Source organism: Klebsiella sp. CN_Kp066 (assembly GCF_040065135.1).
GTDB lineage: Bacteria > Pseudomonadota > Gammaproteobacteria > Enterobacterales > Enterobacteriaceae > Klebsiella > Klebsiella oxytoca.
In genome coordinates, this window is record NZ_JBEAIU010000027.1 from 132,008 (window position 1) to 158,198 (window position 26,191).

Consider the following 26,191-nt stretch of genomic DNA (forward strand, 5'->3'; position numbering starts at 1 on the left):
GTTTGTTGTGACTTTGTGCGCATATTAGAAAATGCTGTCATATTTCTGTAACAAAGTGTGCGACATTTCACAGTATTAGATTTACGCTTTGCCTACTATCGCGACCAAATCAGAAGTTGGTGAATAAATTACGTTTTTTTGCGTCGACGTCAGAAGAACAGCAATGGCCACGGAGGCTGATATGTTAAGTATATTTAAACCCGCAGCGCATAAAGCGCGATTGCCAACCGCGGAAATCGATCCTTTATATCGTCGATTACGCTGGCAGATCTTTATCGGTATTTTCTTCGGATATGCTGCTTACTATTTGGTTCGTAAGAACTTTGCTTTAGCAATGCCCTACCTTATCGAGCAGGGGTTCTCCCGTGGCGACCTCGGTTTTGCCCTTTCCGGTATCTCCATCGCCTACGGATTTTCGAAATTCATCATGGGGTCGGTTTCCGACCGCTCGAATCCGCGCATTTTTTTACCGGCAGGCTTGATTCTTGCCGCGCTGGTGATGCTGGTGATGGGCTTCGTCCCTTGGGCGACCTCCAGCATTATGGTGATGTTCGTTCTGCTGTTCCTGTGCGGCTGGTTCCAGGGGATGGGCTGGCCGCCGTGCGGACGTACGATGGTGCATTGGTGGTCGCAGAAAGAGCGAGGCGGTATCGTGTCGGTATGGAACTGCGCGCATAACGTCGGCGGCGGGATCCCGCCGCTGCTGTTCCTGCTGGGAATGGCGTGGTTTAACGACTGGCATGCGGCGCTGTATATGCCGGCTTTCGGCGCGATCCTGCTGGCGATTTTCGCCTTCGCGATGATGCGCGATACTCCGCAGTCCTGCGGTTTGCCGCCGATCGAAGAGTATAAAAACGATTATCCTGATGACTACAGCGAGAAGCATGAAGAGGAGCTGACCGCAAAGCAGATCTTTATGCAGTATATCCTGCCGAACAAGCTGTTGTGGTACATCGCCGTTGCAAACGTGTTTGTTTACCTGCTGCGCTACGGCATTCTTGACTGGTCGCCAACGTACCTGAAAGAGGTTAAGCACTTCGCGCTGGATAAATCCTCCTGGGCCTACTTCCTTTATGAATATGCGGGGATTCCGGGCACTCTACTGTGCGGCTGGATGTCGGATAAAGTGTTTAAAGGCAACCGCGGCGCGACCGGCGTCTTCTTTATGACCCTGGTCACCATCGCCACCGTTGTCTACTGGCTGAACCCGCCGGGTAACCCGGGCGTGGATATGGCCTGTATGATTATTATCGGCTTCCTGATTTATGGCCCGGTGATGCTGATTGGCCTGCATGCGCTGGAGCTGGCGCCGAAAAAAGCCGCCGGCACCGCTGCGGGCTTCACCGGCCTGTTCGGTTATCTCGGCGGTTCCGTGGCCGCGAGCGCCATCGTTGGCTATACCGTCGATTTCTTCGGCTGGGACGGCGGCTTTATGGTGATGATCGGCGGCAGCGTGCTGGCGGTTGTGCTGCTGATTATCGTGATGCTGGGTGAACGACGCCACCATCAACAGATGAAACAAGGTTAAGGTGCGGCGATGAAAAGTCAATTAACCACCCTGATGAGCGGAGTGCTGCTGGCCGCCACGGCGCTCTCCTTCAGCGCCGTGGCGGGAGAGAAAATCGTTATCGCCCACCGCGGCGCCAGCGGCTATCTGCCGGAACATACCCTGCCGGCGAAAGCGATGGCCTACGCGCAGGGGGCGGATTACCTTGAGCAAGACCTGGTGATGACCAAAGATGACCGGCTGGTGGTCCTGCATGACCACTATCTGGATCGGGTGACCGACGTGGCCCAGCGTTTCCCGCAGCGGGCGCGTAAAGATGGCCGCTTCTACGCTATCGACTTTACCCTCGCTGAGATAAAGTCGCTGAAGTTTACCGAAGGGTTTGAACCGAAAGATGGCAAGAACGTGCAAACTTATCCGGGTCGCTTCCCGATGGGGAAATCTGATTTCCGCATTCATACCTTCGAAGAGGAGATTGAGTTTGTCCAGGGGTTAAACCATTCGACCGGCAAAAACATTGGCATCTACCCGGAAATCAAAGCGCCGTGGTTCCACCATCAGGAAGGCAAGGATATTGCCGCCAGCACGCTGAAAGTGCTGAAGGAATATGGTTACACCGGCAAGCAGGATAAGGTGTATCTGCAGTGCTTTGACGCCAACGAGCTCAAGCGTATTAAGCATGAGCTGGAGCCGAAAATGGGGATGGATCTCAATCTGGTGCAGCTTATCGCCTATACCGACTGGAATGAGACCCAGCAGCGGCAGGCTGACGGCAAGTGGGTGAACTACAGCTATGACTGGATGTTCAAACCAGGGGCAATGGCGCAGATCGCCCAGTACGCTGACGGTATTGGTCCGGACTACCATATGCTGGTGGCGGAAGGCTCGAAACCGGGAGACGTGAAGCTGACGGCAATGGTGAAAGAGGCGCACGCCAGCGGCATGCAGGTACATCCATACACGGTTCGCGCGGATCAATTGCCTGACTACGCCATCGACGTCAATCAGCTCTATAACGTGCTGTACCATCAGGCGGATGTCGACGGCTTGTTCACCGATTTTCCGGATAAAGCCGTGCAGTTTCTGCACGCTAAGTAGTAAAAAGCCGGGTTTACCCGGCCTGTGAACGGCAGTTTTGTCGGGCGCATAAGCGTTATGCCGCCCGACAAAACTTACATCTCAATTTCGATATCGCCTTTTGCCCGGCAGCAGCAGGGCAAAATCTCTCCCGGCTGGACAAACGCCAGCGGCTCGGTGAGCCAGTCAACCTGACCGGAAACCAGCCGCAGACGACACGATCCGCAGTATCCTTCGCGGCACTGATACTCCACGTCGATATTGTGCGATTCCAGGGCCGCCAGCAGGGAGGGATGTTCATCCTGACACTCAAGGCGAGTGTCAGAAATCTTCAAGAAAATGCGTTTCATCAGAGCTGGAAGTTGCTCAGATCGTCAGCGTCGACTTCGGAATCGATCTGCCCGACCAGATAAGAGCTGACTTCCACTTCCTGCGGCGCGACCTGCACGTTATCGGACACCAGCCAGGTGTTGATCCACGGGATCGGGTTGGAGCGGGTCTGGAACGGTAGATCGAGACCTACCGCCTGCATGCGGATGTTAGTAATGTACTCAACGTACTGGCAAAGAATATCTTTGTTCAGGCCGATCATCGAACCGTCGCGGAACAGATAATCCGCCCACTCTTTCTCCTGCTGTGCCGCCAGCACGAACAGGTCGTAGCACTCCTGCTTGCACTCTTCGGCGATTTCCGCCATTTCCGGATCGTCAACGCCGGAGCGCAGCAGATTCAGCATGTGCTGAGTGCCGGTCAGGTGCAGCGCTTCGTCACGGGCGATCAGACGGATAATCTTGGCGTTACCTTCCATCAGCTTGCGCTCGGCAAAGGCGAAAGAGCAGGCGAAGCTGACGTAAAAACGGATGGCTTCCAGCGCGTTCACGCTCATCAGACACAGGTACAGTTTCTTCTTCAGCTCGCGCAGGTTCACGGTAATGGTTTTACCGTTCACGCTGTGGGTGCCTTCGCCCAGCAGATGCCAGTAGCTGGTCAGCTCAATCAATTCATCGTAATAGCTGGAAATGCCTTCCGCGCGTTTTTGGATCTGCTCGTTGGTGACGATATCGTCAAATACCATCGCCGGATCGTTAACGATATTGCGGATGATATGGGTGTAGGAGCGCGAGTGGATGGTCTCCGAGAACGCCCAGGTTTCAACCCATGTTTCCAGCTCAGGAATGGAAATCAGCGGCAGCAGGGCAACGTTCGGGCTGCGTCCCTGGATCGAGTCCAGCAGCGTCTGATATTTCAGGTTGCTGATAAAAATGTGTTTTTCGTGTTCCGGCAGCGCCTGGTAGTCGATACGGTCGCGGGAAACGTCAACTTCTTCCGGACGCCAGAAGAAAGAGAGCTGTTTTTCAATCAGCTTTTCGAAGATGTCATATTTTTGCTGATCGTAGCGGGCGACGTTCACCGGCTGACCAAAAAACATCGGCTCAAGCAGCTGATCGTTTTTAGTCTGAGAAAAAGTGGTATATGCCATTGAAGTGAGTCCTGTTGAGATTGTATCGCCCGGCGGCAGTGAGTTTGCCGGGCCTACAAAACCTTAGGCCGGGCCAGCATCGCGCCGCCCGGCAAAAAACTTAGATCTTACATGCGCCGCTTTCGCAGCCGTCGTCCTGAATAGACGGCGCCAGGTCATCCTGGGCATCTTCCGCGCCATCGCGAGTGTTGTGATAGTACAGCGTTTTGACGCCGAACTTATAGGCATTGAGCAAGTCTTTCAGCAACTGCTGCATCGGCACTTTGCCTGACGGGAAGCGCGTCGGGTCGTAGTTGGTATTGGCGGAAATCGACTGGTCGATAAACTTCTGCATAATACCGACCAGCTGTAAATAACCGTCGTTGTTCGGCATTTCCCACAGCAGCTCGTAGCCGTTCTGCAGTTTTTCGTAATCCGGCACCACCTGGCGCAGGATACCGTCTTTTGACGCTTTGATGCTGACGTGACCGCGCGGCGGTTCAATGCCGTTGGTGGCGTTGGAGATCTGCGAAGAGGTCTCGGACGGCATCAGCGCGGAGAGCGTGGAGTTACGCAGGCCGTGCGTTTTGATCGACTCGCGAAGCCGCTCCCAATCGTAGTGCAGAGATTCGCTGACGATAGCATCCAGGTCTTTCTTGTAGGTATCGATCGGCAGAATGCCTTTTGCATAGGTGGTTTCGTTAAACCACGGGCACGCGCCTTGTTCGATCGCCAGCTCGTTAGAAGCTTTCAGCAGATAGTACTGAATCGCTTCGAACGTTTTATGCGTCAGGTTGTTAGCGCTGCCGTCGGAGTAGCGTTTACCGTGCTTCGCCAGATAGTAGGCAAAGTTAATCACGCCAATACCCAGCGTACGACGGCCCATCGCGCCGCGTTTGGCCGCCGGGATCGGGTAGTCCTGGTAATCCAGCAGGGCATCCAGCGCGCGAACGGCCAGCACCGCCAGCTCTTCCAGCTCATCCAGGCTATCGATAACCCCGAGGTTGAAAGCGGACAGGGTGCACAGCGCAATTTCACCGTTCTCGTCGTTTACATCTTCCAGCGGCTTGGTCGGCAGGGCGATTTCCAGGCACAGGTTGGACTGGCGCACCGGCGCGACAACCGGGTCAAATGGGCTGTGGGTGTTGCAGTGGTCCACGTTCTGGATGTAGATACGACCGGTGGAGGCACGCTCCTGCATCATCAGCGAGAACAGCTCTACGGCTTTAATGCGCTGCTTGCGGATGCTGTCGTCCTGCTCGTATTGGGTATACAGGCGCTCGAACTCGTCCTGGTCGGCGAAGAACGCATCGTACAGGCCCGGAACGTCGGACGGGCTGAACAGGGTGATGTCTCCGCCTTTCAGCAGGCGAGTGTACATCAGCTTGTTGATCTGTACGCCGTAGTCCATATGACGAACGCGGTTGGCGTCGGTACCGCGGTTGTTTTTCAGCACCAGCAGGCTTTCGACTTCCAGATGCCACATCGGGTAGAAGAGGGTGGCAGCACCGCCGCGGACGCCGCCCTGCGAGCAGGATTTCACTGCGGTCTGGAAGTGCTTATAGAACGGAATACAGCCGGTGTGGAAAGCTTCACCGCCGCGAATCGGGCTACCCAGCGCGCGGATGCGGCCGGCATTGATGCCGATACCGGCGCGCTGAGAAACGTATTTAACAATCGCGCTGGAGGTCGCGTTAATAGAATCCAGGCTATCACCGCACTCGATCAGCACACAGGAGCTGAACTGACGGGTCGGGGTACGCACGCCGGACATAATCGGCGTCGGCAGCGAGATTTTAAACGTCGACACCGCGTCATAGAAACGCTTGATATAGTCCAGACGCGTCTCGCGCGGATAGTTGGAGAACAGGCAGGCGGCCACCAGAATGTACAGGAACTGGGCGCTTTCGTAGATCTCACCGGTGACGCGGTTCTGTACCAGATATTTGCCTTCGAGCTGCTTAACCGCAGCGTAGGAGAAGGTCATATCGCGATCGTGCTCGATGAACGAATCCATCTGCTTGAACTCTTCTTCCGTGTAGTCTTCCAGCAGATGAGTATCGTATTTGCCGTTTTTCACCATTTTCGACACGTGGTCGAACAGCGCTGGCGGCTCAAACTGGCCGTAGGCTTTTTTGCGCAGGTGGAAAATCGCCAGACGAGCGGCGAGATACTGGTAGTCCGGCGCGTCGCGGGAGATCAGATCCGCAGCGGCTTTGATAATGGTTTCGTGAATATCGGCGGTTTTAATGCCGTCATAGAACTGAATGTGGGAACGCAGTTCTACCTGGGAGATGGATACGTTATTCAGCCCTTCTGCCGCCCAATCCAGCACGCGGTGGATTTTGTCGAGATTGATGCGCTCGGTGCTACCGTCGCGCTTTGTCACCAGCAGACTCTGATTCATGTGGTTTATACCTGTCCGTGAAAGAAAATATCCCCCACTTATCCACAGATCGCCGTTGTGACTAACTCTGTGGATAAATACTATATGTAGGGGGTGGTCGATAAAAGAAACGCTATATGGTGAGTATTCTAGTAAGGATTCTTTTGAGTACAAGAGTTGATTTTGACGTTAAATTGAGGTTGCGGAAGGGTAATAATCGCGAAATCCACGCCCCATAAGGCCTGGAGAAGATGTCAATAAATCTGAAAAAAAAATGAAAATTTGATCGAGTGCTGATTTCTTCATCGGAAGAAATAATCACGCGGCTTGATGCCGCGCAATCATCATAGGAAATACTGCTGACGTTATGCTTTTTTCGCCGTTGTATGCAACATATAGTTAACATCCACCCCCGGCGCCAGCTTGAAGGTATTGGTCAGCGGATTGTAATGAAGACCGGTAATGTGCTGCTCTTTCAGAATTGTCTCATCCACCCAGCCGAGCAGCTCCGCTGGTTTAATGAATTTCTTCACATCGTGGGTTCCCTTCGGCACCATCTTCATGATGTACTCGGCGCCGACAACCGCCATCAGCCAGGCTTTACCGTTACGGTTAATGGTAGAGAAGAATACTTGGCCGCCAGGCTTGACCAGACGCGCGCAGGCGTGAACGACCGACTGCGGGTCCGGCACGTGCTCCAGCATCTCCATGCAGGTGACGACATCGTACTCCCCGGCGTGCTTCGCCGCGTGTTCTTCCACGGTTTCCTGGACATAGTCGACCTGAATACCGGTCTCCAGAGCATGCAGTTTCGCGACCTGAAGCGGTTCAAACCCCATATCCAGACCGGTGACCGTAGCGCCTTCCCGCGCCATGCTTTCTGCCAGGATGCCGCCGCCGCAGCCGACATCCAGCACTTTCTTACCAAACAGGCCGCCTGAGCGCTCCGCAATATAGCCAAGACGCAAGGGATTAATGCGATGTAACGGTTTGAATTCGCCCTCTAAATCCCACCAGCGCGATGCGACGGCTTCAAATTTAGCGATTTCATTATGATCAACATTGTGGGCCACCGACGTTTTTTCGGCATTCATGGGCGCTATTACTCCTGTTCAGTTCAGACCGACAAGTATATCAGGCCTCCGCGATGAATAAACCGTCTATCCCTGTCCCTGTTACAGCGCGAAAATCATTGGGTATAGGTTTACCCGTATCACCGCGGCTGTGTTATAATTTGCGACCTTTGAATCCGGGATACAGTAGAGGGATAGCGGTTAGATGAGCGACCTTGCGAGAGAAATTACACCGGTCAACATTGAGGAAGAGCTGAAGAGCTCCTATCTGGATTATGCGATGTCGGTCATTGTTGGCCGTGCGCTGCCGGATGTCCGAGATGGCCTGAAGCCGGTACACCGTCGCGTACTATACGCCATGAACGTATTGGGCAATGACTGGAACAAAGCCTATAAAAAATCTGCCCGTGTCGTGGGTGACGTCATCGGTAAATACCACCCTCATGGTGATACTGCCGTATACGACACCATTGTACGTATGGCGCAGCCATTCTCCCTGCGTTACATGCTGGTAGATGGCCAGGGTAACTTTGGTTCGGTCGACGGCGACTCCGCCGCAGCGATGCGTTATACGGAAATCCGTATGTCGAAGATCGCCCATGAACTGATGGCCGACCTCGAAAAAGAGACGGTGGATTTCGTCGATAACTATGACGGCACGGAGAAAATCCCTGACGTTATGCCGACCAAAATCCCGAACCTGCTAGTCAACGGTTCGTCCGGTATCGCGGTAGGTATGGCGACTAATATTCCGCCGCACAACCTGACCGAAGTGATCAACGGCTGTCTGGCCTACGTTGAAAACGAAGACATCAGCATTGAAGGGCTGATGGAACATATTCCCGGCCCGGACTTCCCGACCGCTGCGATCATCAACGGTCGCCGCGGCATTGAAGAGGCCTATCGTACGGGTCGCGGAAAAGTGTACATTCGCGCTCGCGCGGAAGTGGAAGCTGACGCGAAGACCGGCCGCGAAACCATCATCGTGCATGAAATTCCGTATCAGGTGAACAAAGCGCGCCTGATTGAGAAAATCGCCGAGCTGGTCAAAGACAAACGCGTTGAAGGCATCAGCGCGCTGCGCGACGAGTCTGATAAAGATGGCATGCGCATCGTGATTGAAGTGAAGCGCGATGCGGTGGGTGAGGTGGTGCTTAACAACCTCTATTCGCAGACTCAGCTCCAGGTCTCCTTCGGTATCAACATGGTTGCCCTGCACCATGGTCAGCCGAAGATCATGAACCTGAAAGAAATTATTGCCGCGTTCGTGCGCCACCGCCGCGAAGTGGTGACCCGTCGTACTATTTTTGAACTGCGTAAAGCCCGCGATCGCGCGCATATCCTCGAAGCGCTGGCGATTGCCCTGGCCAACATCGATCCGATTATCGAACTGATTCGCCGCGCGCCGACTCCGGCGGAAGCGAAAGCAGCATTAATCGCGCGTTCATGGGATCTGGGCAACGTTTCCGCTATGCTGGAACGCGCAGGCGATGACGCCGCTCGTCCGGAATGGCTGGAGCCTGAGTTCGGCGTACGCGACGGTCAGTACTACCTGACCGAACAGCAGGCGCAGGCGATTCTGGATCTGCGTTTGCAGAAACTGACCGGTCTTGAGCATGAAAAACTGCTCGATGAATATAAAGAGCTGCTGGAACAGATTGCGGAACTGCTGCACATTCTGGGCAGCGCCGATCGCCTGATGGAAGTTATCCGTGAAGAGCTGGAGCTGGTCCGTGAACAGTTCGGCGACGCGCGTCGTACCGAGATCACCGCTAACAGCGCGGATATCAACATCGAAGACCTGATCAACCAGGAAGATGTTGTCGTGACCCTTTCGCATCAGGGCTACGTGAAGTACCAGCCGTTAACCGATTACGAAGCACAGCGTCGTGGCGGTAAAGGTAAATCTGCGGCGCGTATAAAAGAAGAAGACTTTATCGACCGCCTGCTGGTGGCCAACACCCACGACACGATCCTCTGCTTCTCCAGCCGCGGGCGTCTCTACTGGATGAAGGTTTATCAGCTGCCGGAAGCCAGCCGCGGCGCGCGCGGGCGTCCGATCGTCAACCTGCTGCCGCTCGAAGCCAACGAACGTATCACCGCGATTCTGCCGGTACGTGAGTACGAAGAGGGCGTGAACGTCTTTATGGCTACCGCCAGCGGTACCGTGAAGAAAACGGCGCTGACCGAATTCAGCCGTCCGCGTTCTGCCGGTATTATCGCGGTTAACCTCAACGAAGGCGACGAGCTGATTGGCGTCGATCTGACCTCCGGTCAGGACGAAGTTATGCTGTTCTCCGCCGCCGGTAAAGTGGTGCGCTTTAAAGAGGACGCCGTCCGCGCAATGGGCCGTACCGCTACCGGCGTACGCGGCATCAAGCTGGCCGGCGAAGATAAAGTGGTCTCGTTGATCATTCCGCGCGGTGAAGGGGCCATCCTGACCGTTACGCAGAATGGCTACGGTAAACGTACCGCGGCTGAAGAGTATCCAACCAAGTCGCGTGCGACCCAGGGCGTAATCTCAATCAAAGTGACCGAGCGCAACGGTTCCGTGGTGGGTGCGGTGCAAGTTGATGACTGCGACCAGATTATGATGATCACCGATGCGGGCACGCTGGTACGAACCCGCGTTTCCGAGGTGAGCATTGTCGGCCGTAACACTCAGGGTGTGATCCTGATTCGTACCGCGGAAGATGAAAATGTGGTCGGTCTGCAGCGCGTTGCTGAGCCGGTTGATGACGAAGAGCTGGATGCCATCGACGGCAGCGCGGCGGAAGGCGATGAAGATATCGCGCCGGAAGCGGACACTGACGATGACATCGCCGAAGATGAAGAGTAATTCTCTGCGGTAATTGTTCTGAAAGGGTCGGGCTCATCCCCGGCCCTTTTTGTTTTCCCGTTGCGGGACCGTAGTTTTATCGTTACCTTAACGCCATTCTGTTGAGCCCCTGACGGCCGAGCATCGCCACATTGAAATATCTAGCTTCTTTCCATAACACGTTAAAAGTTTCACGCTATCTGTTCAGAGCGCTGGCGGTACTGCTGTGGGTGCTGGTCGCTTTTGTTTCGGTGTTTTACATCGTCAACGCTTTGCACGATCGGGAATCGGAAATTCGCCAGGAATTTAACCTCAATGCCGATCAGGCGCAGCGCTATATACAGCGTACGGCCGACGTGATTAAGGAGCTGAAATATGTTGCCGGTAATCGGCCGATAGATGGCGGCGAAGGCGGCGATACGCCGGCTCAGCGCGGCAATATTTCAATTCCTGATTTTGAACCGCTCTATCCGGATTCCGACTGTGCGCTGATGAGTTCCACCTGGCGTAATTCGCTGCAGTCATTGGCGTGGTTTATGCGCTACTGGCGCGACAATTTCTCCACGGCCTACGACCTCAATCGTATTTTTTTGATTGGTAGCGACAATCTGTGCATGGCCAACTTCGGCCTGCGTGATATCCCGCTGGAGCGGGACCAGGCGCTTAAAGTACTGCATCAGCGCATTGAGCAGTATCGCGACGCGCCGCAAAACGAGCGCGGCAATAATCTGTTCTGGATAAGCCAGGGCGTGCGCCCGGGCGTTGGCTATTTCTATGCGCTCACGCCCATCTATGTGGCGAATCGTCTGCAGGCGATGCTTGGCGTAGAGCAAACCATCCGTATGGAAAGTTTCTTTACCCCGGGCAGTTTGCCGATGAACGTGACGATCCTTGACGATAATGGACAGTCGCTGATTTCACTTGCCGGATCGAATAGCAATATCAAACCGGACGCGAAGTGGATGCAGGAGCGTCTGTGGTTTGGCTATACCGCGGGTTTTCGCGAGCTGGCGATGAAAAAAAGCCTGCCGCCGTCATCCTTAAGTATTGTCTATTCGGTGCCGGTAGATCAGGTGCTGGAACGCATTCGGATGCTGATACTGAACGCGGTGGTACTCAATCTGCTCACCGGCGCGCTCCTTTTCGCCCTCGCCCGAATGTATGAACGACGGATTTTTATTCCGGCCGAAAATGATGCCCAGCGCCTGGAAGAGCATGAGCAGTTCAACCGCAAAATCGTTGCCTCCGCGCCGGTGGGGATCTGTATTTTACGTACCCTCGACGGCACCAATATCCTGAGTAACGAGCTGGCGCATAACTATCTCAACATGTTAACTCATGAGGACCGGCAGCGGCTGACGCAAATTATCTGCGGCCAGCAGGTAAACTTTGTCGATGTGCTGACCAGCAATAATACCAACCTGCAAATCAGCTTTGTCCATTCGCGCTATCGCAACGAGAACGTGGCGATCTGCGTACTGGTGGACGTATCGGCGCGCGTCAAAATGGAAGAGTCTCTGCAGGAGATGGCCCAGGCCGCCGAGCAGGCCAGCCAGTCGAAATCGATGTTCCTCGCCACCGTCAGCCACGAACTGCGTACGCCGCTGTACGGGATTATCGGCAACCTCGATCTCTTGCAGACCAAGGAGCTACCGAAGGGCGTCGATCGTCTGGTGACAGCGATGAACAACTCTTCCAGCCTGCTGCTGAAAATCATTAGCGATATTCTCGATTTCTCTAAAATTGAGTCCGAGCAGCTTAAAATTGAGCCGCGGGAGTTTTCGCCACGTGAGGTAATGAACCATATCTCCGCCAACTATCTGCCGCTGGTGGTGCGTAAACATCTTGGGCTGTACTGCTTTATTGAGCCAGACGTTCCGCAACTGATGTCCGGCGATCCGATGCGCCTGCAGCAGGTTATTTCAAACCTGTTGAGTAATGCGATTAAGTTTACCGATACCGGCTGTATTGTCCTGCACGTAGAGCGGGCGGATGATTATCTGCGCATCAGCGTACGCGACACCGGCGAAGGGATCCCGGCGAAAGAGGTGCTACGCCTGTTTGATCCGTTCTTCCAGGTCGGTACCGGCGTGCAGCGCAACTTCCAGGGAACCGGGCTCGGCCTGGCGATTTGTGAAAAGCTTATCAGCATGATGGATGGCGATATTGCCGTCGAAACCGAACCGGGTATGGGCAGTCGATTCACTATTCGTATCCCGCTTTATGGCGTGCAAAATACGCCGCCGCTGAATATTGATGGCCTGGCTGAAAAATGCTGCTGGCTGGCGATTGATAACAGCTCGCTGGCGGTGTTCGTCGAGCAGTTGCTGACCTTCCACGGCGTTCCTGTCCGTCGTTTTGAAGGGCAAACGCCGGGAGCGGAAGATATTCTGTTAACCGATAGCGAGACGTATGAAGCCTGGGCTGGCTGCGCGATGGTGATCTTCTCTCGTCGGCATATCGGTATTCCGCAAGAGCGGGCACCCGGCGAGTGGCTGCATAGCGTCGCCACGCCGCACGAGCTCCTGCCGCTGCTGGGACGCATCTTCCATATTGCCGTAGCCAGTGCGGATAACGGCCCTGCGCTAGCTGCCGCGGATGCGCAAAACGCCAGCAATGATGACATGATGATTCTGGTGGTTGACGATCATCCGATCAACCGCCGCCTGTTGGCCGATCAGCTTGGCTCGCTGGGCTATCAGTGCGTGACGGCAAATGATGGGGTCGATGCGCTGAATGTCCTGAGCAAACAGCATATTGATATCGTGCTCAGCGACGTCAACATGCCGAACATGGACGGCTATCGCCTGACTCAGCGTATTCGCCAGCTGGGGCTCACGCTGCCGGTGATTGGCGTCACTGCCAACGCGCTGGCGGAAGAGAAGCAGCGCTGCCTGGAATCCGGTATGGACAGCTGTCTTTCTAAGCCGGTCACGCTGGATATCATTAAGCAGACGTTAACGCTCTACGCTACGCGGGTACGTAAGGGAAGGGAGTAGAGAAGCTTCCCGGATAACGCCGCGCTATCCGGGAAGAAAAGAGCTTAGTCTTTGTCGGTGGAGCTCAGGGAAACGGAAGAGAGGTAGTTCAGCAGGGCGATGTCGTTTTCCACGCCGAGCTTCATCATCGCCGATTTTTTCTGGCTACTGATGGTTTTGATGCTGCGGTTGAGCTTTTTGGCTATCTCGGTGACCAGGAAGCCTTCGGCGAACAGGCGCAGCACTTCACTCTCTTTCGGCGACAAACGTTTGTCGCCGTAACCGCCAGCGCTGATTTTTTCCAGCAGGCGCGAAACGCTCTCCGGAGTGAATTTTTTGCCTTTTTGCAGCGCGGCCAGCGCTTTAGGCAGGTCGGTTGGTGCCCCCTGTTTCAGGACAATCCCTTCTATGTCCAGATCCAGAACCGCGCTAAGGATCGCCGGGTTGTTATTCATCGTCAGTACAATGATTGACAGATCCGGGAAATGACGCTTGATGTATTTGATAAGCGTAATGCCATCGCCGTATTTATCACCGGGCATGGATAAATCGGTAATCAGGACATGTGCGTCCAGTTTTGGCAGATTGTTGATTAATGCGGTGGAGTCTTCAAACTCGCCGACAACGTTCACCCACTCAATTTGTTCAAGTGACTTACGAATACCGAACAGTACGATCGGATGGTCATCGGCAATAATTACGTTCATATTGTTCATGTATTAGGCTACCTTGCTACAGCAAGCTCTTGACGTAGTCGTCAATGTCGCTGATATATTTTTCTATGCCTTGCGCATCTTTTTCTCGAATCAGATGCTCAAGCGTTTCACATAACTGCTTGCCGGGTACCAGATTTAGCATAGCAAACGCCCCTTTGAGGCGGTGAGCGGTCTGCGCCAGCGCGGCGAAATCGCCCGTTGCCCGTTCATTATACAGCCTCTTAACATCATCTGGTACCGTGTCAGCAAACAGCGTGTAATAGCCGCTGGCATGCAGTTCGGCGTTACTTTCGCTACCGGCAGAGGAAGGCTGCTCCTCTTCCTCTGCAAGCTGCTGCTCAATCAATTGCAGGATAGCTTCCTGCAGCGCAGCGCTGATATTAAAGTTTACGCGGAGCTGACCAGGACCAATCTTATGAACCCGGGCTTCATCATCGCTTAAAAGCAAGCCCGAAGCAGTAAGATTAGACGGATTATCCGTTAAAAAGAGATCATATTGTTGACTTGTGATTCTGTCATCCGGCGTGATGCAGGTGGCCCCCCAGCTCTCCAGCTGGCGAGTCACAATACGGCGCACTTCATTGGCGGTCACATCAAGCAATATCACCACGTCATCCAGCAGATGTTCCCCTGACTCACTCTCATCTGCGCTGGCGGCCATTTTTAAATGCAGGGAGTAGCGGGTACCCAGCGACTCGCGTGCTTTGATATTGAGCTGCCCGCCGAGCTTGCGCGTCAGGCGATCGCAGAGCCAGAAGGTGAGGGCGTTGGCCTTGCCGTAGAGGTCTGCCTGCGTATCGTTGAGGAACGGAAAGTGCATATTGTCAATTTCGTTTGCGGAAACGCCGTTGCCGGTATCGAGAATACGGAAGGTCAGACGATCGTCCGCTGATTCATCTTTACTCACTTCCAGAGTGATTTTGCCAATAGGCGTGGTGGTAACCGAATACTGGATAAGCAGTAAAAGCGTACGGCGCAGGGCGTCGCGATCGCCGTAGCGTTGCTCATTGGCCGGCAAGGCGTTGTTAATCAGCAACTGTAGACCCTTACGTTTGATGATAGGTAGCACTTCAGGCACTACTTCATCTATCAGTTCCTGAATCGAGAATAGACCCTGAGCGCTCTTCCAGCTATCGCTCTCCAGCAGGTTTGCCAGCTCGATTTCATCTACTAACTGCACCAGTTCGTCCGCATGCTGGGCCAGCCTGCGGCTTTCAGCCATGCCGAGCGCCGCGGCTTCTTCCGCCAGCGTTTGCGCCGGCTGCCTGAGCGCCGCGCCGATATGCTGCATAAACGCCGTGCGGCCCTGCTGATTTTTCTCATACAGACGCTGGGCCTGCTTAAGTTTCTTATTCACCATCACCTCACGGTCCTGATCGCGAATAATAAAAATTTGCGTTCGTGGCGAAACCTGACTGCGGAACTGACGGATTTCATACAGTTCATTGTTCACCGTCGCCTGGATCACGCCCTGATGCTGATCGGCCATATTAATGATGTTTTGCAGGTTCAGATGCGGCAGCAGATGATCGGCGATCGGATTGCTGATCACCGTACGGTTAGCCTCCAGATCGTGCACCAGCAGCCCGAGCGGCAGCAGGGAAACGATCTCTTCGTGAATGGCGCGCTGAGCGCGTAGTTCACTATTGGCTGCCGAGGAGATAGCCGTTCCCGCGACGCTTTTACGTCCGCTGTAGTGACGAAAGGTGGTAAATCCGAACAGCGCCAGCGCCAGCAGACCAATGTTCAGCAACAGCGGCAGTAAAATATTTTGCAGCGATTCCAGAATCAGCTCGCTAAAGGGCACCATCCAGACCAGGCGCATACCGGTGGTATTAATGGTCGTAATAATTTCAATCTGCGGGCCGTTAAAGTTAATGCTGACGATGTCAGCAGCTTCTTTATCCGGATTGCTGGTTCCGTTCTGCGAGGGATCGGGCTCCAGACGGAAACTCTCAAGAGACATACTCGGCGGAATGAGATCGTTAATGGGCAGATCGAAGGCCACTACCGTCGCCAGATGACCGGGCTGGTTAAAGGTGGTGCGTAAGGTGAAGTAGTAGCCGTTTTGCCAGGCGAGGTGGCGCAGCGACGAAAACGTCTCGCGTTCATCAAGGGTATTGGCCTGCAGCAGCATCTCAGCCCGGCGTGATTCAACGACGCTGCTTATCGTCGATTCTTTGAAACTGGAAGAGAGATCTTTTAACGGCAGCGTTGAAACCAGTATCAGGCTGTTATCCAGGCCGTTGAGATAATACATTGACCACGGAATCGTCTCGGCGCCCCACAGGATATCGAGATAGTTGGAGATTTTTTGCGTCATTTCCAGCGTTGAGCCGTCATGAGAGCCAAAAATCAGCGCTTCGGTTTTGCGCCGCGGTTTCTCCAGATAGTAAACATCCTGCTTTAAACGCGTTTCCTGCAACCCGGTTTCGGAGGCTGAGCTGGCAGAGGTTGCGGCGATGTTGTCATAGATTTGCCAGGTGGCGTAGCGCCAGGTATCGATGCGTTTATGCAAGTCGTAGCTGACATCGACAACCTGGTAGCTTTTATCTTTTAGCCAGGCGTTAACGGCGCTTTGGATCATGACCCCCATCGTCGCCAGCAGGACGATGACCATGAGAATAAAGAAGCGGGTAATGTTGCCGGGTATCAGGGAAAATTTTTTCGGGGTCATCGTGTGAGAGTACGACTCATCAGTGTGTGTAAACGGACTGTTGCACCAAGTTAACCGGGGGCAGCGCAGATGCTACGAACAGTATAAAGGTTAACGTCCAAAATCCATACATCTGAATACCCTACAATGACTTTTTTGCCTTGAGATTTATCTTAAACCAGTAATGCGAGCGAAGATGTACACCGCGGTTGTTTTTGTACAATTATTGACGGATTGTCTTAGGGAAATAGCACTAAATAACAAGAAATTATATAAATAGCGTTGAGCTTAGACGTAAGTTGTTTGATTAATAACCGTTATTTTTTTCACGAGTAGCATGGAATAATTAAAGATGTGTAAAGAAGGGTAAAAAAAACCGGATGCGAGGCATCCGGTTGAAATAGGGGTAAACAGACATTCAGAACTGAATGACGGTAATAAATAAAGTTAATGATGATAGCGGGATTAATTTTAGTCGCAGACGAGAATTTTGTTTTACCATTCAGTGCTATAGAGATGTAACCATGTAACTCATTGACAGGAATTGAAAATTTTTATTTTTTGATTATTAGTGCTTATTTAGTTGCGCATTTGTGGCAGAAAAAAAGTTCCCTTGCATTTACAAATTGAAACATCTTGTGGGTATTTTGAAACATCTTAGAAGTTTTAGTATCATATTCTTGTTGGATTATTCTGCATTTTGCAGCACAATGAAATAGCCGACTGATTAGAAGGGTAATCAGTAAGCAGTGGCAATAATAAAAGGCATATAACAAACAGAGGGTTAATAACATGAAAGTTAAAGTACTGTCCCTCCTGGTACCGGCTCTGCTGGTAGCAGGCGCAGCGAATGCGGCTGAAGTCTATAACAAAGATGGCAACAAATTAGACCTGTACGGTAAAATCGACGGTCTGCACTATTTCTCTGACGACAAATCTTCCGATGGCGACCAGACCTACATGCGTCTGGGCATCAAAGGCGAAACTCAGATCAACGACCAGCTGACCGGTTACGGCCAGTGGGAATACAACGTTCAGGCAAACAATGTTGAAGGCTCCAGCGATCAATCCTGGACTCGTCTGGCATTTGCGGGTCTGAAATTCGGCGACGCGGGATCTTTCGACTACGGTCGTAATTACGGCGTAGTATACGACGTGACTTCCTGGACCGACGTTCTGCCGGAATTCGGCGGCGACACCTACGGTTCTGATAACTTCCTGCAGTCTCGCGCTAACGGCGTGGCGACCTACCGTAACTCCGACTTCTTCGGTCTGGTTGACGGTCTGAACTTTGCTCTGCAGTATCAGGGTAAAAACGGCAGCGTAAGCGGTGAAGGTACTTCCCCGACCAACAACGGTCGTGGCGCTCTGAAACAGAATGGCGACGGTTACGGCACCTCCCTGACCTATGATATCTACGACGGTATCAGCGCTGGTTTCGCGTACTCTCACTCCAAACGTAATGGCGATCAGAATAACCTCTCCAAAGGTCGTGGTGACAACGCTGAAACCTACACCGGCGGTCTGAAATATGATGCCAACAACATCTACCTGGCGACTCAGTACACCCAGACTTACAATGCCACTCGTTTCAGCGGTAACGGTAATTCTGACTCCATCAGTGGTTTTGCTAACAAAGCGCAGAACTTCGAAGTGGTTGCTCAGTACCAGTTCGACTTCGGTCTGCGTCCGTCCGTGGCTTACCTGCAGTCCAAAGGTAAAGACATCGAAGGTTTCGGCGATCAGGATCTGCTGAAATATGTTGATGTAGGCGCGACCTACTACTTCAACAAAAACATGTCCACCTACGTTGACTATAAAATCAACCTGCTGGACGACAACGAGTTCACCCGTCGTGCCGGTATCTCTACCGACGACGTTGTTGCTCTGGGCCTGGTTTACCAGTTCTAAGCACGCTGAAGTTTGAAAAAAGGCGCCGATGGCGCCTTTTTTTATGCCCGGTTTAACCTTGCTGGTGTACTCTTTGGGCCTTAGCAAGAGGAAGCCAATTTTATGGACATGACATTTTTCCGCGCCGCCCTGTTCGGGGCCCTGGTATTACTTTCAGGTTGTGATTCCGCCACTTCTCCCCAGACGCCAAAATCAGCCGCTACCGTACTGGACGGTAAAACCATGGGCACATTCTGGCGGGTCAGCGTCATAGACCTTGATCAGGCGAAGGCCGAGGCGCTGCGTCAGAAAGTTCAGGCTCAGCTGGATGCTGACGATCGCCTGCTTTCCACCTGGAAGAACGATTCAGCGTTGATGCGCTTTAACCATTCGCCGGAGACATCGCCCTGGCCGGTCAGCGAGGCGATGGCGGATATCGTGACGATGTCCCTGCGAATTGGCGCTAAAACTCACGGCGCTATGGATATTACCGTCGGGCCGCTGGTCAATTTATGGGGCTTTGGCCCGGACAAACAGCCGGTAAAAACGCCGGATCCGCAGCAGATTGCCGATGCCAAAGCGCGTAGCGGCTTACAGCATCTGACGGTGATCAACCGGGCCGACGGGCAGTATCTGCAAAAAGACATTGCGGATCTGTTCGTCGATCTCTCCACCGTCGGTGAAGGCTATGCTGCCGATCATCTGGCGCGCCTGATGGAACAGGAGGGGATCTCGCGCTACCTGGTCTCGGTGGGCGGGGCGCTGGTGAGCCGGGGTATGAATGCCGAAGGTCAACCGTGGCGGGTCGCGATCCAGAAACCGACCGATCGCGAAAATGCGGTACAGGCGATCGTCGATATTAACGGCCACGGTATCAGTACCTCGGGCAGCTATCGCAACTACTATGAGCTGGACGGCAAGCGCATCTCGCACGTCATCGATCCGCAAACCGGGCGACCAATCGATCACAAGCTGGTTTCGGTGACCGTTATCGCTCCGACGGCGCTGGAAGCCGATGGCTGGGATACCGGGCTGATGGTACTGGGGCCGGAAAAAGCGCAGGAGGTGGTGCGTGAACAGGGGCTGGCGGTCTATATGATTGTCAAAGAGGGGGAGGGGTTTAAAACCTGGATGTCTCCGCAGTTCCGCGCTTTCCTGGTTGGCGAGAAAAATTAAACCGCAAGATTTCGGGTTTTTGCTAACGGACTTCGGCCCAGACTGAAGTTACACTTACAGCAGGAGTCCGTGATGAAACCGATAATGTTTGATACCGATGAGCGCCGCTGGCAGGCAGTATGCGAACGCGATACCGGCGCCGATGGTCAGTTCGTTTTTGCCGTGCTGACTACCGGCGTTTGCTGCCGTCCGTCCTGCCGCTCTCGTCGCGCGCTGCGGGAAAATGTTCGCTTCTATCCTGATGTCGATACCGCGCAGGCGGCAGGCTTTCGCCCGTGCAAACGCTGCCAGCCGGAAAACAGCGATCCGCAGCAGCAGAAGGTAGATAAAGTCGCTGCCGCCTGCCGTCTGCTGGAGCAGGAGACGCCGATAACGCTGGAAGCACTGGCACGCCAGCTTGCGGTCAGCCCCTTTCATTTTCACCGCCTCTTTAAATCCGTGACCGGTATGACCCCCAAAGCCTGGCAACAGGCCTGGCGCGCTCGCCGTTTACGCGAAGCGTTAGGGCAGGGGGCGAAAATTACCGACGCGGCGCTATCCGCCGGTTTCCCGGATAATAGCAGCTACTATCAGCAGGCTGACGCCGCGCTGGGGATGACCGGCCGTCAGTTTCGCCGCGGCGGTGAGAATATGGACATTACCTGGGTATGCGGCGACGGGCCGCTGGGGCGCTGCCTGGTGGCTGAGAGCGAACGGGGAATCTGTGCCGTGCTACCGGGAGATAACGACAGCTCGCTGTATGATCAATTAGCCAGCCTGTTCCCCAATGCGCGCCTGCATCCAGGCGATGAAGTCTTTCGCCTGCGGGTTGCGCAGGTCTTTTCTCATCTTAACGATCATCGCCAGCCGTTTTCTTTGCCGCTGGATCTGCGCGGCACGGCTTTCCAGCTTCAGGTCTGGCAGGCGCTGCGCCAGATCCCGGCGGGGGAGACCCGCAGCTATCGCCAGGTGGCGCAAAGTATGGGGCGTCCCCGCGCGGTGAGGGCGGTGGCCAGCGCCTGTGCCGCCAATAAGCTGGCGCTTGTTATCCCGTGTCATCGTGTGGTTCGCGAGGGTGGGGCGCTATCCGGCTATCGTTGGGGAACGGCGCGTAAGGCGCTGCTGCTGGCGCGAGAAGCGCAATACGAGGAGACATAATGCTCGATCTTTTTGCCGATACGCCGCCCTGGCAGGAGCAACTGGCTCCGGGGGCGATAATTTTGCGCCGCTACGCCCGTGAACGCGCGCCAGCGCTTTTGCAGGCAATCACCGATATTGCCCATCGTTCGCCTTTTCGTCAGATGGTTACCCCCGGCGGCTATACGATGTCGGTGGCGATGACTAACTGTGGCGAGCTGGGCTGGACCACGAACGCGCGCGGCTATCTCTATGCCAGCGACGATCCGCTGACGGAAAAGCGCTGGCCGCAGATGCCGCCGCTTTTCCGCGAGCTGGCCTCAGAGGCGGCGGCGGCGGGCGGCTATGCGCACTTTACCCCGGATGCGTGTCTTATTAATCGCTATCAGCCCGGCACAAAGCTGTCGCTGCATCAGGATAAAGACGAGCGCGACCTGCGGGCGCCGATCGTCTCCGTCTCGCTGGGGTTGCCGGCGATATTCCAGTTTGGCGGCCTGCGGCGTAGCGATCCGCTACAGCGGGTGCTGCTGGAGCACGGCGATGTGGTGGTCTGGGGCGGCGAATCACGGCTGTTTTACCACGGCATTCAGCCGCTAAAAGAGGGTGTTCATCCGGATACCGGCTCCTGTCGCTACAATCTCACTTTCCGCCTGGCAGGGAATAAAGAATAAAAATAAGAATTATTCTTGCTGTCATCGTCGAGCAGTTTAAACTGCTGGCTGTTTTTGCTTGCCCGGATTACGCGTTATGGAACTTCTTCTTCTTGTCTGGCGTCAGTACCGCTGGCCGTTTATCTCCGTCATTGCCCTGAGCCTGCTGAGCGCGGCGCTGGGTATTGGGCTTATCGCCTTTATTAACCTGCGCCTGATAACTATCGTCGATACCTCCCTGACGGTACTGCCGGAATTTCTGGGACTATTATTGCTGCTGATGGCGGTCACCCTTGGCTCGCAACTGGCGCTTACTACGCTCGGCCACCATTTTGTTTATCGCCTGCGCGGGGAATTTATTAAGCGCATTCTGGATACGCAAATTGAGAAGATCGAGAAAATCGGCAGCGCGTCGCTGCTGGCCGGGTTAACCAGCGACATCCGCAACATTACCATTGCTTTCGTGCGTCTGCCGGAGCTGGTACAGGGGATTATTCTGACCTTTGGTTCCGCCGCTTATCTGGCCTGGCTGTCAGGAAAAATGATGCTGGTTACCGCGCTGTGGCTGGCGTTAACCATCTGGGGCGGATTTGTGCTGGTGTCGCGGGTCTACAAGCACATGGCCTCGCTGCGCGAAACCGAAGATAAGCTGTATCACGATTATCAAACGGTTCTCGAAGGACGCAAAGAGCTCACCCTTAATCGCGAGCGCGCTGAATATGTATTTAATCAGCTCTATCTCCCGGACGCGCGCGAATACCGCCACCATATTGTCCGCGCCGATACCTTCCATCTGAGCGCGGTCAACTGGTCGAATATTATGATGCTGGGCGCGATTGGCCTGGTCTTCTGGATGGCTAACAGCCTGGGCTGGGCCGATACGGCGGTGGCGGCCACCTATTCGCTGACGCTGCTCTTCCTGCGCACGCCGCTGCTCTCTGCGGTTGGCGCGCTGCCGACTCTGCTCAGCGCTCAGGTGGCATTCAATAAGCTGAATAAGTTTTCGCTCGCGCCCTACCGCGCTGAATTCCCGCAGGCGCAGGTGTACCCCCACTGGCAGACGCTCGAGCTGCGCGATATTACCTTCCATTATCCCGACAACAGCTTTGCGGTCGGGCCGATTAATCTGACTCTCAGGCGCGGCGAGCTGGTATTCCTGATTGGCGGCAACGGGAGCGGAAAATCGACGCTGGCCATGCTGCTGACCGGTTTGTATCAGCCGGTTTCTGGACAGATCCTGGTTGACGGGAAGCCGATGGCGGCGGATAAGCCGGAAGATTACCGCAAGCTTTTCTCGGCGGTCTTTACCGACGTCTGGCTGTTCGACAGGCTGCTGGGACCGGAAGGGAAGGCGGCGGATCCGGCGCTGGTGGAGAAGTGGCTGGGCTATCTGCAAATGAATCATAAGCTACGGCTGGACGATGGCAAAATTCTCGACCTGAAGCTGTCAAAAGGGCAGAAAAAGCGCGTGGCGCTGCTGCTGGCGTTAGCAGAAGACAGAGATATCATCATGCTGGATGAATGGGCGGCAGATCAGGACCCCCATTTCCGCCGCGAATTCTATCAGGTGCTGCTGCCGCTGATGAAGGAGATGGGCAAAACCCTCTTTGCCATCAGCCATGACGATCACTACTTTCAGCACGCCGACAGGCTGCTGGAAATGCGCGGCGGCCAGCTCTCAGAGCTGACCGGAAATGAGCGCGAACTGGCGACCCGCGATGCGGTTGCCCGTACCGCCTGATCGGTTTACGCCGTCCCGGAGGCGTTAGTCGACCTCCGGGGTATCTGCAGGCTGCTGTTTTTTCCGTCGACCGAATTCATAGCGGTTATTATTTCCGCCTCCTCGCGCTATGCTTAAGGCTTCCGGCCTGCTGGTCTGACAGATATTTTTACAAGGATTGCCTGACCGATGTCCGTTTTGCACAAAAAAAGCGCCAGATTGCGCGATGAAGAGCGCGCCCGCCTCATTTGGCTCCTGAGCACCGATAAAGCCGTCACATCTTCACTGCTGGGTAAATTAACCCTCGCTGAACGCTACGATGACAGTACCCTGGCCGACGATCTGGCGGAAGTGGAAATGCTGGTTTCACACCTGCCGCCGCCGGATCTTGCCGATGCGCTCGAAGCGCTGCCCTATGATGCGCGCAACGCGCTCTGGCGGCTGGTCGCCGATGACAAGCGCGGCAAAGTGCTGCTGGAGGCGTCGGAAAGCGTCTGGGGCGACCTCATCGAAGAGATGAGCGATCACGATCTGCTGTTCGCGCTGCAAAATCTCGATATCGATGAACAGGTTTACCTGCTACAGCACTTGCCCCGCGATCTGACCGGACGTTTACTGGCCACCCTGCCTGCGGATAAGCGCGCGCGTATTCGCCAGATGATGCGCTACGCCGACAATACCGTCGGCGCGATCATGGAGTTTGAGGTCATTACCGTTCGTCCGGAAGCGACTCTCGCAGCGGTGCAGCGCTATCTGCGGCGACTGGGTAAAATGCCGGAGAATACCGATAAACTGTTTGTGACCACCCGCAATAAGCTGCTGCTCGGCGAACTCGAGCTGCAAACCATTCTGCTTAACGATGCGCAGAAGCGGGTAGGGGAAGTGATGGAAGGCGATCCGGTGACCTTCCAGCCGCACGAAGACGCGGAGAAAGTGGCGCGTACCTTTGAACGTGATGACTTACTTAGCGCCGCGGTGATTGATGCCGACGGCAAGCTGATGGGACGTTTAACCATTGATGAGATCGTTGACGTGGTCTATGAGGAGACGGATAACGATTTACGCCGCATGGGCGGCCTGAGCAACGATGACGACGTGTTTGCGCCGGTGAGCAAAGCGGTGAAGACCCGCTGGGCCTGGCTGGCGGTGAATCTTTGCACCGCGTTTATCGCTTCCCGCGTGATCGATGGCTTCGAACATACTATTTCCCAACTGGTGGCGCTGGCGTCGCTAATGCCGATTGTCGCCGGGATTGGCGGCAACACGGGCAACCAGACGATCACCATGATCGTGCGGGCAATGGCGTTACAGCATATTCAGCCGGGAAGTTTTACCTTCCTGATCTTGCGCGAGATGGGCGTTGCGCTGATCAATGGGATCGTCTGGGGCGGGATCATGGGGGCTATCACCTGGTGGCTATACGACGATCCGCAACTGGGCGGCGTGATGACGTTGGCGATGATGCTCAATCTACTGATGGCGGCAATGATGGGCGTCATTATCCCAATGGTTATGGTCAAGCTGGGACGCGACCCGGCGGTCGGCTCCAGCGTAATGATTACCGCGATTACCGACACCGGCGGATTCTTTATTTTTCTTGGGCTGGCGACGCTTTTTCTGATGTAGCCTGCGCTTGAGTCCGCAGACGGCGGGGGATTAGTGCCATTGAGATCAGCCCTGCCAGAACGCCGATTGCCAGATTGCTGGTGCCGACGGTTGCGCCGACGGTCACCAGCATCACCAGCGTTTCCGGCCACGGATTGCGCGCCAGCTCAGCCGGACGAATACTGTGCCAGCTAAAGGTCTTCACCGCGACAATCACCATCACCCCGGCGAGCACGGCCATCGGGATTTTTGCCATCACTTCGCTTAAGGCAGTCACCAGCAGGAGCAGCACCAGGCCTGCGGCAACGGTCGACACGCGGCTGCGCGCTTTACCCATTTCAACATTAACGATGGTCTGGCCGATCATCGCGCACCCGGCGATACCGCCATAGAACCCGGCGAGAATGTTGGCGATGCCCAGACCCGCGCTCTCGCGCGCTTTGCTGGAAGGCGTTTGGGTTAAATCATCCACCAGCTTTGCCGTCAGAAGCGACTCCATCAGGCCGACAAAAGCGATACTCAGCGCGCAGGGCCAGATGATGTGCAGCGTGGTTAAATTCAGAGGAACTATCAGGCTGGTTAACCCCGGTAGTCCGCCGCTCATTGAGCCTTCATCGCCGACGGTCGGCAGCAGCTGGCCGCTGAAAACGGTAAACAGCGTCAGCAGTACGATAGCGATGAGCGGAGAAGGGATTGCCTTTATATAGCGCGGCGCCCACAGCACAATCAGCAGCGTTAACACGAACAGGCCGATAATCAGCGGCTGCTTGCTCCAGAAATGCGGTACCTGGGCAAAAAAGATGAGAATACCCAGCGCGTTAACAAAACCGGTCATCACCGGCTGCGGAATAAAGCGCATCAGGCGCGCCATGCCGCAAATGCCAAACAAAATTTGAATAACGCCGGCCATTATGACCGCCGGGAGAATGTAGCCGACGCCATATTGATGCACCATCGGACCAATCACCAGCGCTACCGAACCGGCGGCGGCGGTGACCATCGCTGGTCTGCCGCCGAGAACCGACATCGCCAGGCACAGCACTACGGAGGCAATCAGGCTGACTTTCGGATCAACGCCAGCGATAACCGAGAAGGAGATGACCTCGGGGATTAGCGCCAGTGCGGTGAGTACGCCCGCCAGCGTTTCACGCGTCAGCAGCGCGGGCGAGCGCAGGATCTGGCCTAATGCGCCAGCGTTGCTGGAGGTAGCGGAATCAGAAACAGGGGGCATAAAAAAATTTCGCAGAATTTAAAAAATTTGGGCCATGATCGGTCGCTGGTTACGTGCGGTCGGTCACAAAACCGAGGATAATAGCGCGGAAGCGCCTCTGATACCAGTACAAAATGTGATTTATGATACACAT

17 protein-coding genes are annotated in these 26,191 nt (G+C 54.7%); 10 read left to right on the top strand and 7 right to left on the bottom strand.

The annotated features are described in order from the left end of the window. Window positions 1-181 precede the first annotated feature (181 nt). Together glpT and glpQ are read left to right on the top strand one after the other, a co-directional pair. Window positions 182-1,528, top strand: coding sequence for a glycerol-3-phosphate transporter (glpT, locus tag ABLV75_RS08995; protein ID WP_004104004.1), 1,347 nt, complete (start codon window positions 182-184; stop codon window positions 1,526-1,528). 9 nt (window positions 1,529-1,537) lie between these two features. Next, the gene (glpQ, locus tag ABLV75_RS09000) at window positions 1,538-2,605 is read left to right on the top strand and encodes a glycerophosphodiester phosphodiesterase (protein ID WP_004104003.1); all 1,068 of its coding nucleotides are present in this window, start codon (window positions 1,538-1,540) and stop codon (window positions 2,603-2,605) included. Between the two features lie 74 nt (window positions 2,606-2,679). On the opposite strand, the gene yfaE is transcribed toward glpQ, so the two are convergent. The 4 genes from yfaE to ubiG form a co-directional block, all read right to left on the bottom strand. Further along, a complete protein-coding gene (gene yfaE, locus ABLV75_RS09005; RefSeq protein ID WP_004104002.1) occupies window positions 2,680-2,934 on the bottom strand; it encodes a class I ribonucleotide reductase maintenance protein YfaE in 255 nt (84 codons plus the stop codon). Beyond that, the gene (nrdB, locus tag ABLV75_RS09010; protein ID WP_004104001.1) at window positions 2,934-4,064 is read right to left on the bottom strand and encodes a class Ia ribonucleoside-diphosphate reductase subunit beta; all 1,131 of its coding nucleotides are present in this window, start codon (window positions 4,062-4,064) and stop codon (window positions 2,934-2,936) included. Before nrdB ends, yfaE begins: the two co-directional genes overlap by 1 nt. A gap of 100 nt (window positions 4,065-4,164) precedes the next feature. Continuing rightward, the gene (gene nrdA, locus ABLV75_RS09015) at window positions 4,165-6,450 is read right to left on the bottom strand and encodes a class 1a ribonucleoside-diphosphate reductase subunit alpha (protein ID WP_004104000.1); all 2,286 of its coding nucleotides are present in this window, start codon (window positions 6,448-6,450) and stop codon (window positions 4,165-4,167) included. Window positions 6,451-6,794: 344 nt separating this feature from the next. Next, window positions 6,795-7,523 (bottom strand): bifunctional 2-polyprenyl-6-hydroxyphenol methylase/3-demethylubiquinol 3-O-methyltransferase UbiG, encoded by a 729-nt coding sequence (gene ubiG, locus ABLV75_RS09020; protein WP_004103998.1) that lies wholly within the window; start codon window positions 7,521-7,523, stop codon window positions 6,795-6,797. A gap of 184 nt (window positions 7,524-7,707) precedes the next feature. On the opposite strand from ubiG, the gene gyrA reads away from it, so the two are divergent. Beyond that, complete coding sequence (gene gyrA / locus ABLV75_RS09025; RefSeq protein ID WP_004103997.1) at window positions 7,708-10,341, top strand: DNA topoisomerase (ATP-hydrolyzing) subunit A; 2,634 nt, start codon at window positions 7,708-7,710, stop codon at window positions 10,339-10,341. Between the two features lie 131 nt (window positions 10,342-10,472). Next, a complete protein-coding gene (gene rcsC / locus ABLV75_RS09030) occupies window positions 10,473-13,319 on the top strand; it encodes a two-component system sensor histidine kinase RcsC (protein WP_134883996.1) in 2,847 nt (948 codons plus the stop codon). 44 nt (window positions 13,320-13,363) lie between these two features. Here the strand turns inward: rcsC and rcsB are convergent, their stop codons facing one another. Together rcsB and rcsD are read right to left on the bottom strand one after the other, a co-directional pair. Continuing rightward, complete coding sequence (gene rcsB / locus ABLV75_RS09035; RefSeq protein ID WP_004103995.1) at window positions 13,364-14,014, bottom strand: response regulator transcription factor RcsB; 651 nt, start codon at window positions 14,012-14,014, stop codon at window positions 13,364-13,366. Window positions 14,015-14,030: 16 nt separating this feature from the next. Continuing rightward, window positions 14,031-16,691 (bottom strand): phosphotransferase RcsD, encoded by a 2,661-nt coding sequence (rcsD, locus tag ABLV75_RS09040; protein WP_194308135.1) that lies wholly within the window; start codon window positions 16,689-16,691, stop codon window positions 14,031-14,033. Window positions 16,692-17,462: 771 nt separating this feature from the next. On the opposite strand from rcsD, the gene ABLV75_RS09045 reads away from it, so the two are divergent. From ABLV75_RS09045 to mgtE, 6 genes are all read left to right on the top strand, one after another. Then, window positions 17,463-18,581, top strand: a complete 1,119-nt coding sequence (locus tag ABLV75_RS09045) for an OmpK36 porin (RefSeq protein WP_032728567.1) — start codon at window positions 17,463-17,465, stop codon at window positions 18,579-18,581. A gap of 102 nt (window positions 18,582-18,683) precedes the next feature. Further along, window positions 18,684-19,736 (top strand): FAD:protein FMN transferase ApbE, encoded by a 1,053-nt coding sequence (gene apbE / locus ABLV75_RS09050; protein WP_004103991.1) that lies wholly within the window; start codon window positions 18,684-18,686, stop codon window positions 19,734-19,736. A gap of 72 nt (window positions 19,737-19,808) precedes the next feature. Then, the gene (gene ada, locus ABLV75_RS09055; protein ID WP_265815817.1) at window positions 19,809-20,873 is read left to right on the top strand and encodes a bifunctional DNA-binding transcriptional regulator/O6-methylguanine-DNA methyltransferase Ada; all 1,065 of its coding nucleotides are present in this window, start codon (window positions 19,809-19,811) and stop codon (window positions 20,871-20,873) included. Then, window positions 20,873-21,523 (top strand): DNA oxidative demethylase AlkB, encoded by a 651-nt coding sequence (gene alkB / locus ABLV75_RS09060; RefSeq protein ID WP_004103987.1) that lies wholly within the window; start codon window positions 20,873-20,875, stop codon window positions 21,521-21,523. The genes ada and alkB overlap by 1 nt, the downstream gene beginning before the upstream one ends. 76 nt (window positions 21,524-21,599) lie before the next feature. Continuing rightward, the gene (locus ABLV75_RS09065) at window positions 21,600-23,243 is read left to right on the top strand and encodes a multidrug ABC transporter permease/ATP-binding protein (RefSeq protein ID WP_049129130.1); all 1,644 of its coding nucleotides are present in this window, start codon (window positions 21,600-21,602) and stop codon (window positions 23,241-23,243) included. A gap of 168 nt (window positions 23,244-23,411) precedes the next feature. Then, window positions 23,412-24,848, top strand: a complete 1,437-nt coding sequence (gene mgtE, locus ABLV75_RS09070) for a magnesium transporter (RefSeq protein ID WP_004103983.1) — start codon at window positions 23,412-23,414, stop codon at window positions 24,846-24,848. On the opposite strand, the gene ABLV75_RS09075 is transcribed toward mgtE, so the two are convergent. Beyond that, a complete protein-coding gene (locus ABLV75_RS09075; protein WP_004103980.1) occupies window positions 24,811-26,058 on the bottom strand; it encodes a SulP family inorganic anion transporter in 1,248 nt (415 codons plus the stop codon). The genes mgtE and ABLV75_RS09075 overlap by 38 nt on opposite strands. Between the last annotated feature and the right edge of the window lie 133 nt (window positions 26,059-26,191).

Bases quoted from the DNA above. Each gene is read 5' to 3' on its own strand.
- glpT (WP_004104004.1), top strand. From the start codon at position 182: ATGTTAAGTATATTTAAACCCGCAGCGCATAAAGCGCGATTGCCAACC.
- glpQ (WP_004104003.1), top strand. From the start codon at position 1,538: ATGAAAAGTCAATTAACCACCCTGATGAGCGGAGTGCTGCTGGCCGCC.
- yfaE (WP_004104002.1), bottom strand. From the start codon at position 2,934: ATGAAACGCATTTTCTTGAAGATTTCTGACACTCGCCTTGAGTGTCAG.
- nrdB (WP_004104001.1), bottom strand. From the start codon at position 4,064: ATGGCATATACCACTTTTTCTCAGACTAAAAACGATCAGCTGCTTGAG.
- nrdA (WP_004104000.1), bottom strand. From the start codon at position 6,450: ATGAATCAGAGTCTGCTGGTGACAAAGCGCGACGGTAGCACCGAGCGC.
- ubiG (WP_004103998.1), bottom strand. From the start codon at position 7,523: ATGAATGCCGAAAAAACGTCGGTGGCCCACAATGTTGATCATAATGAA.
- gyrA (WP_004103997.1), top strand. From the start codon at position 7,708: ATGAGCGACCTTGCGAGAGAAATTACACCGGTCAACATTGAGGAAGAG.
- rcsB (WP_004103995.1), bottom strand. From the start codon at position 14,014: ATGAACAATATGAACGTAATTATTGCCGATGACCATCCGATCGTACTG.
- rcsD (WP_194308135.1), bottom strand. From the start codon at position 16,691: ATGACCCCGAAAAAATTTTCCCTGATACCCGGCAACATTACCCGCTTC.
- ABLV75_RS09045 (WP_032728567.1), top strand. From the start codon at position 17,463: ATGAAAGTTAAAGTACTGTCCCTCCTGGTACCGGCTCTGCTGGTAGCA.
- apbE (WP_004103991.1), top strand. From the start codon at position 18,684: ATGGACATGACATTTTTCCGCGCCGCCCTGTTCGGGGCCCTGGTATTA.
- ada (WP_265815817.1), top strand. From the start codon at position 19,809: ATGAAACCGATAATGTTTGATACCGATGAGCGCCGCTGGCAGGCAGTA.
- alkB (WP_004103987.1), top strand. From the start codon at position 20,873: ATGCTCGATCTTTTTGCCGATACGCCGCCCTGGCAGGAGCAACTGGCT.
- ABLV75_RS09065 (WP_049129130.1), top strand. From the start codon at position 21,600: ATGGAACTTCTTCTTCTTGTCTGGCGTCAGTACCGCTGGCCGTTTATC.
- mgtE (WP_004103983.1), top strand. From the start codon at position 23,412: ATGTCCGTTTTGCACAAAAAAAGCGCCAGATTGCGCGATGAAGAGCGC.
- ABLV75_RS09075 (WP_004103980.1), bottom strand. From the start codon at position 26,058: ATGCCCCCTGTTTCTGATTCCGCTACCTCCAGCAACGCTGGCGCATTA.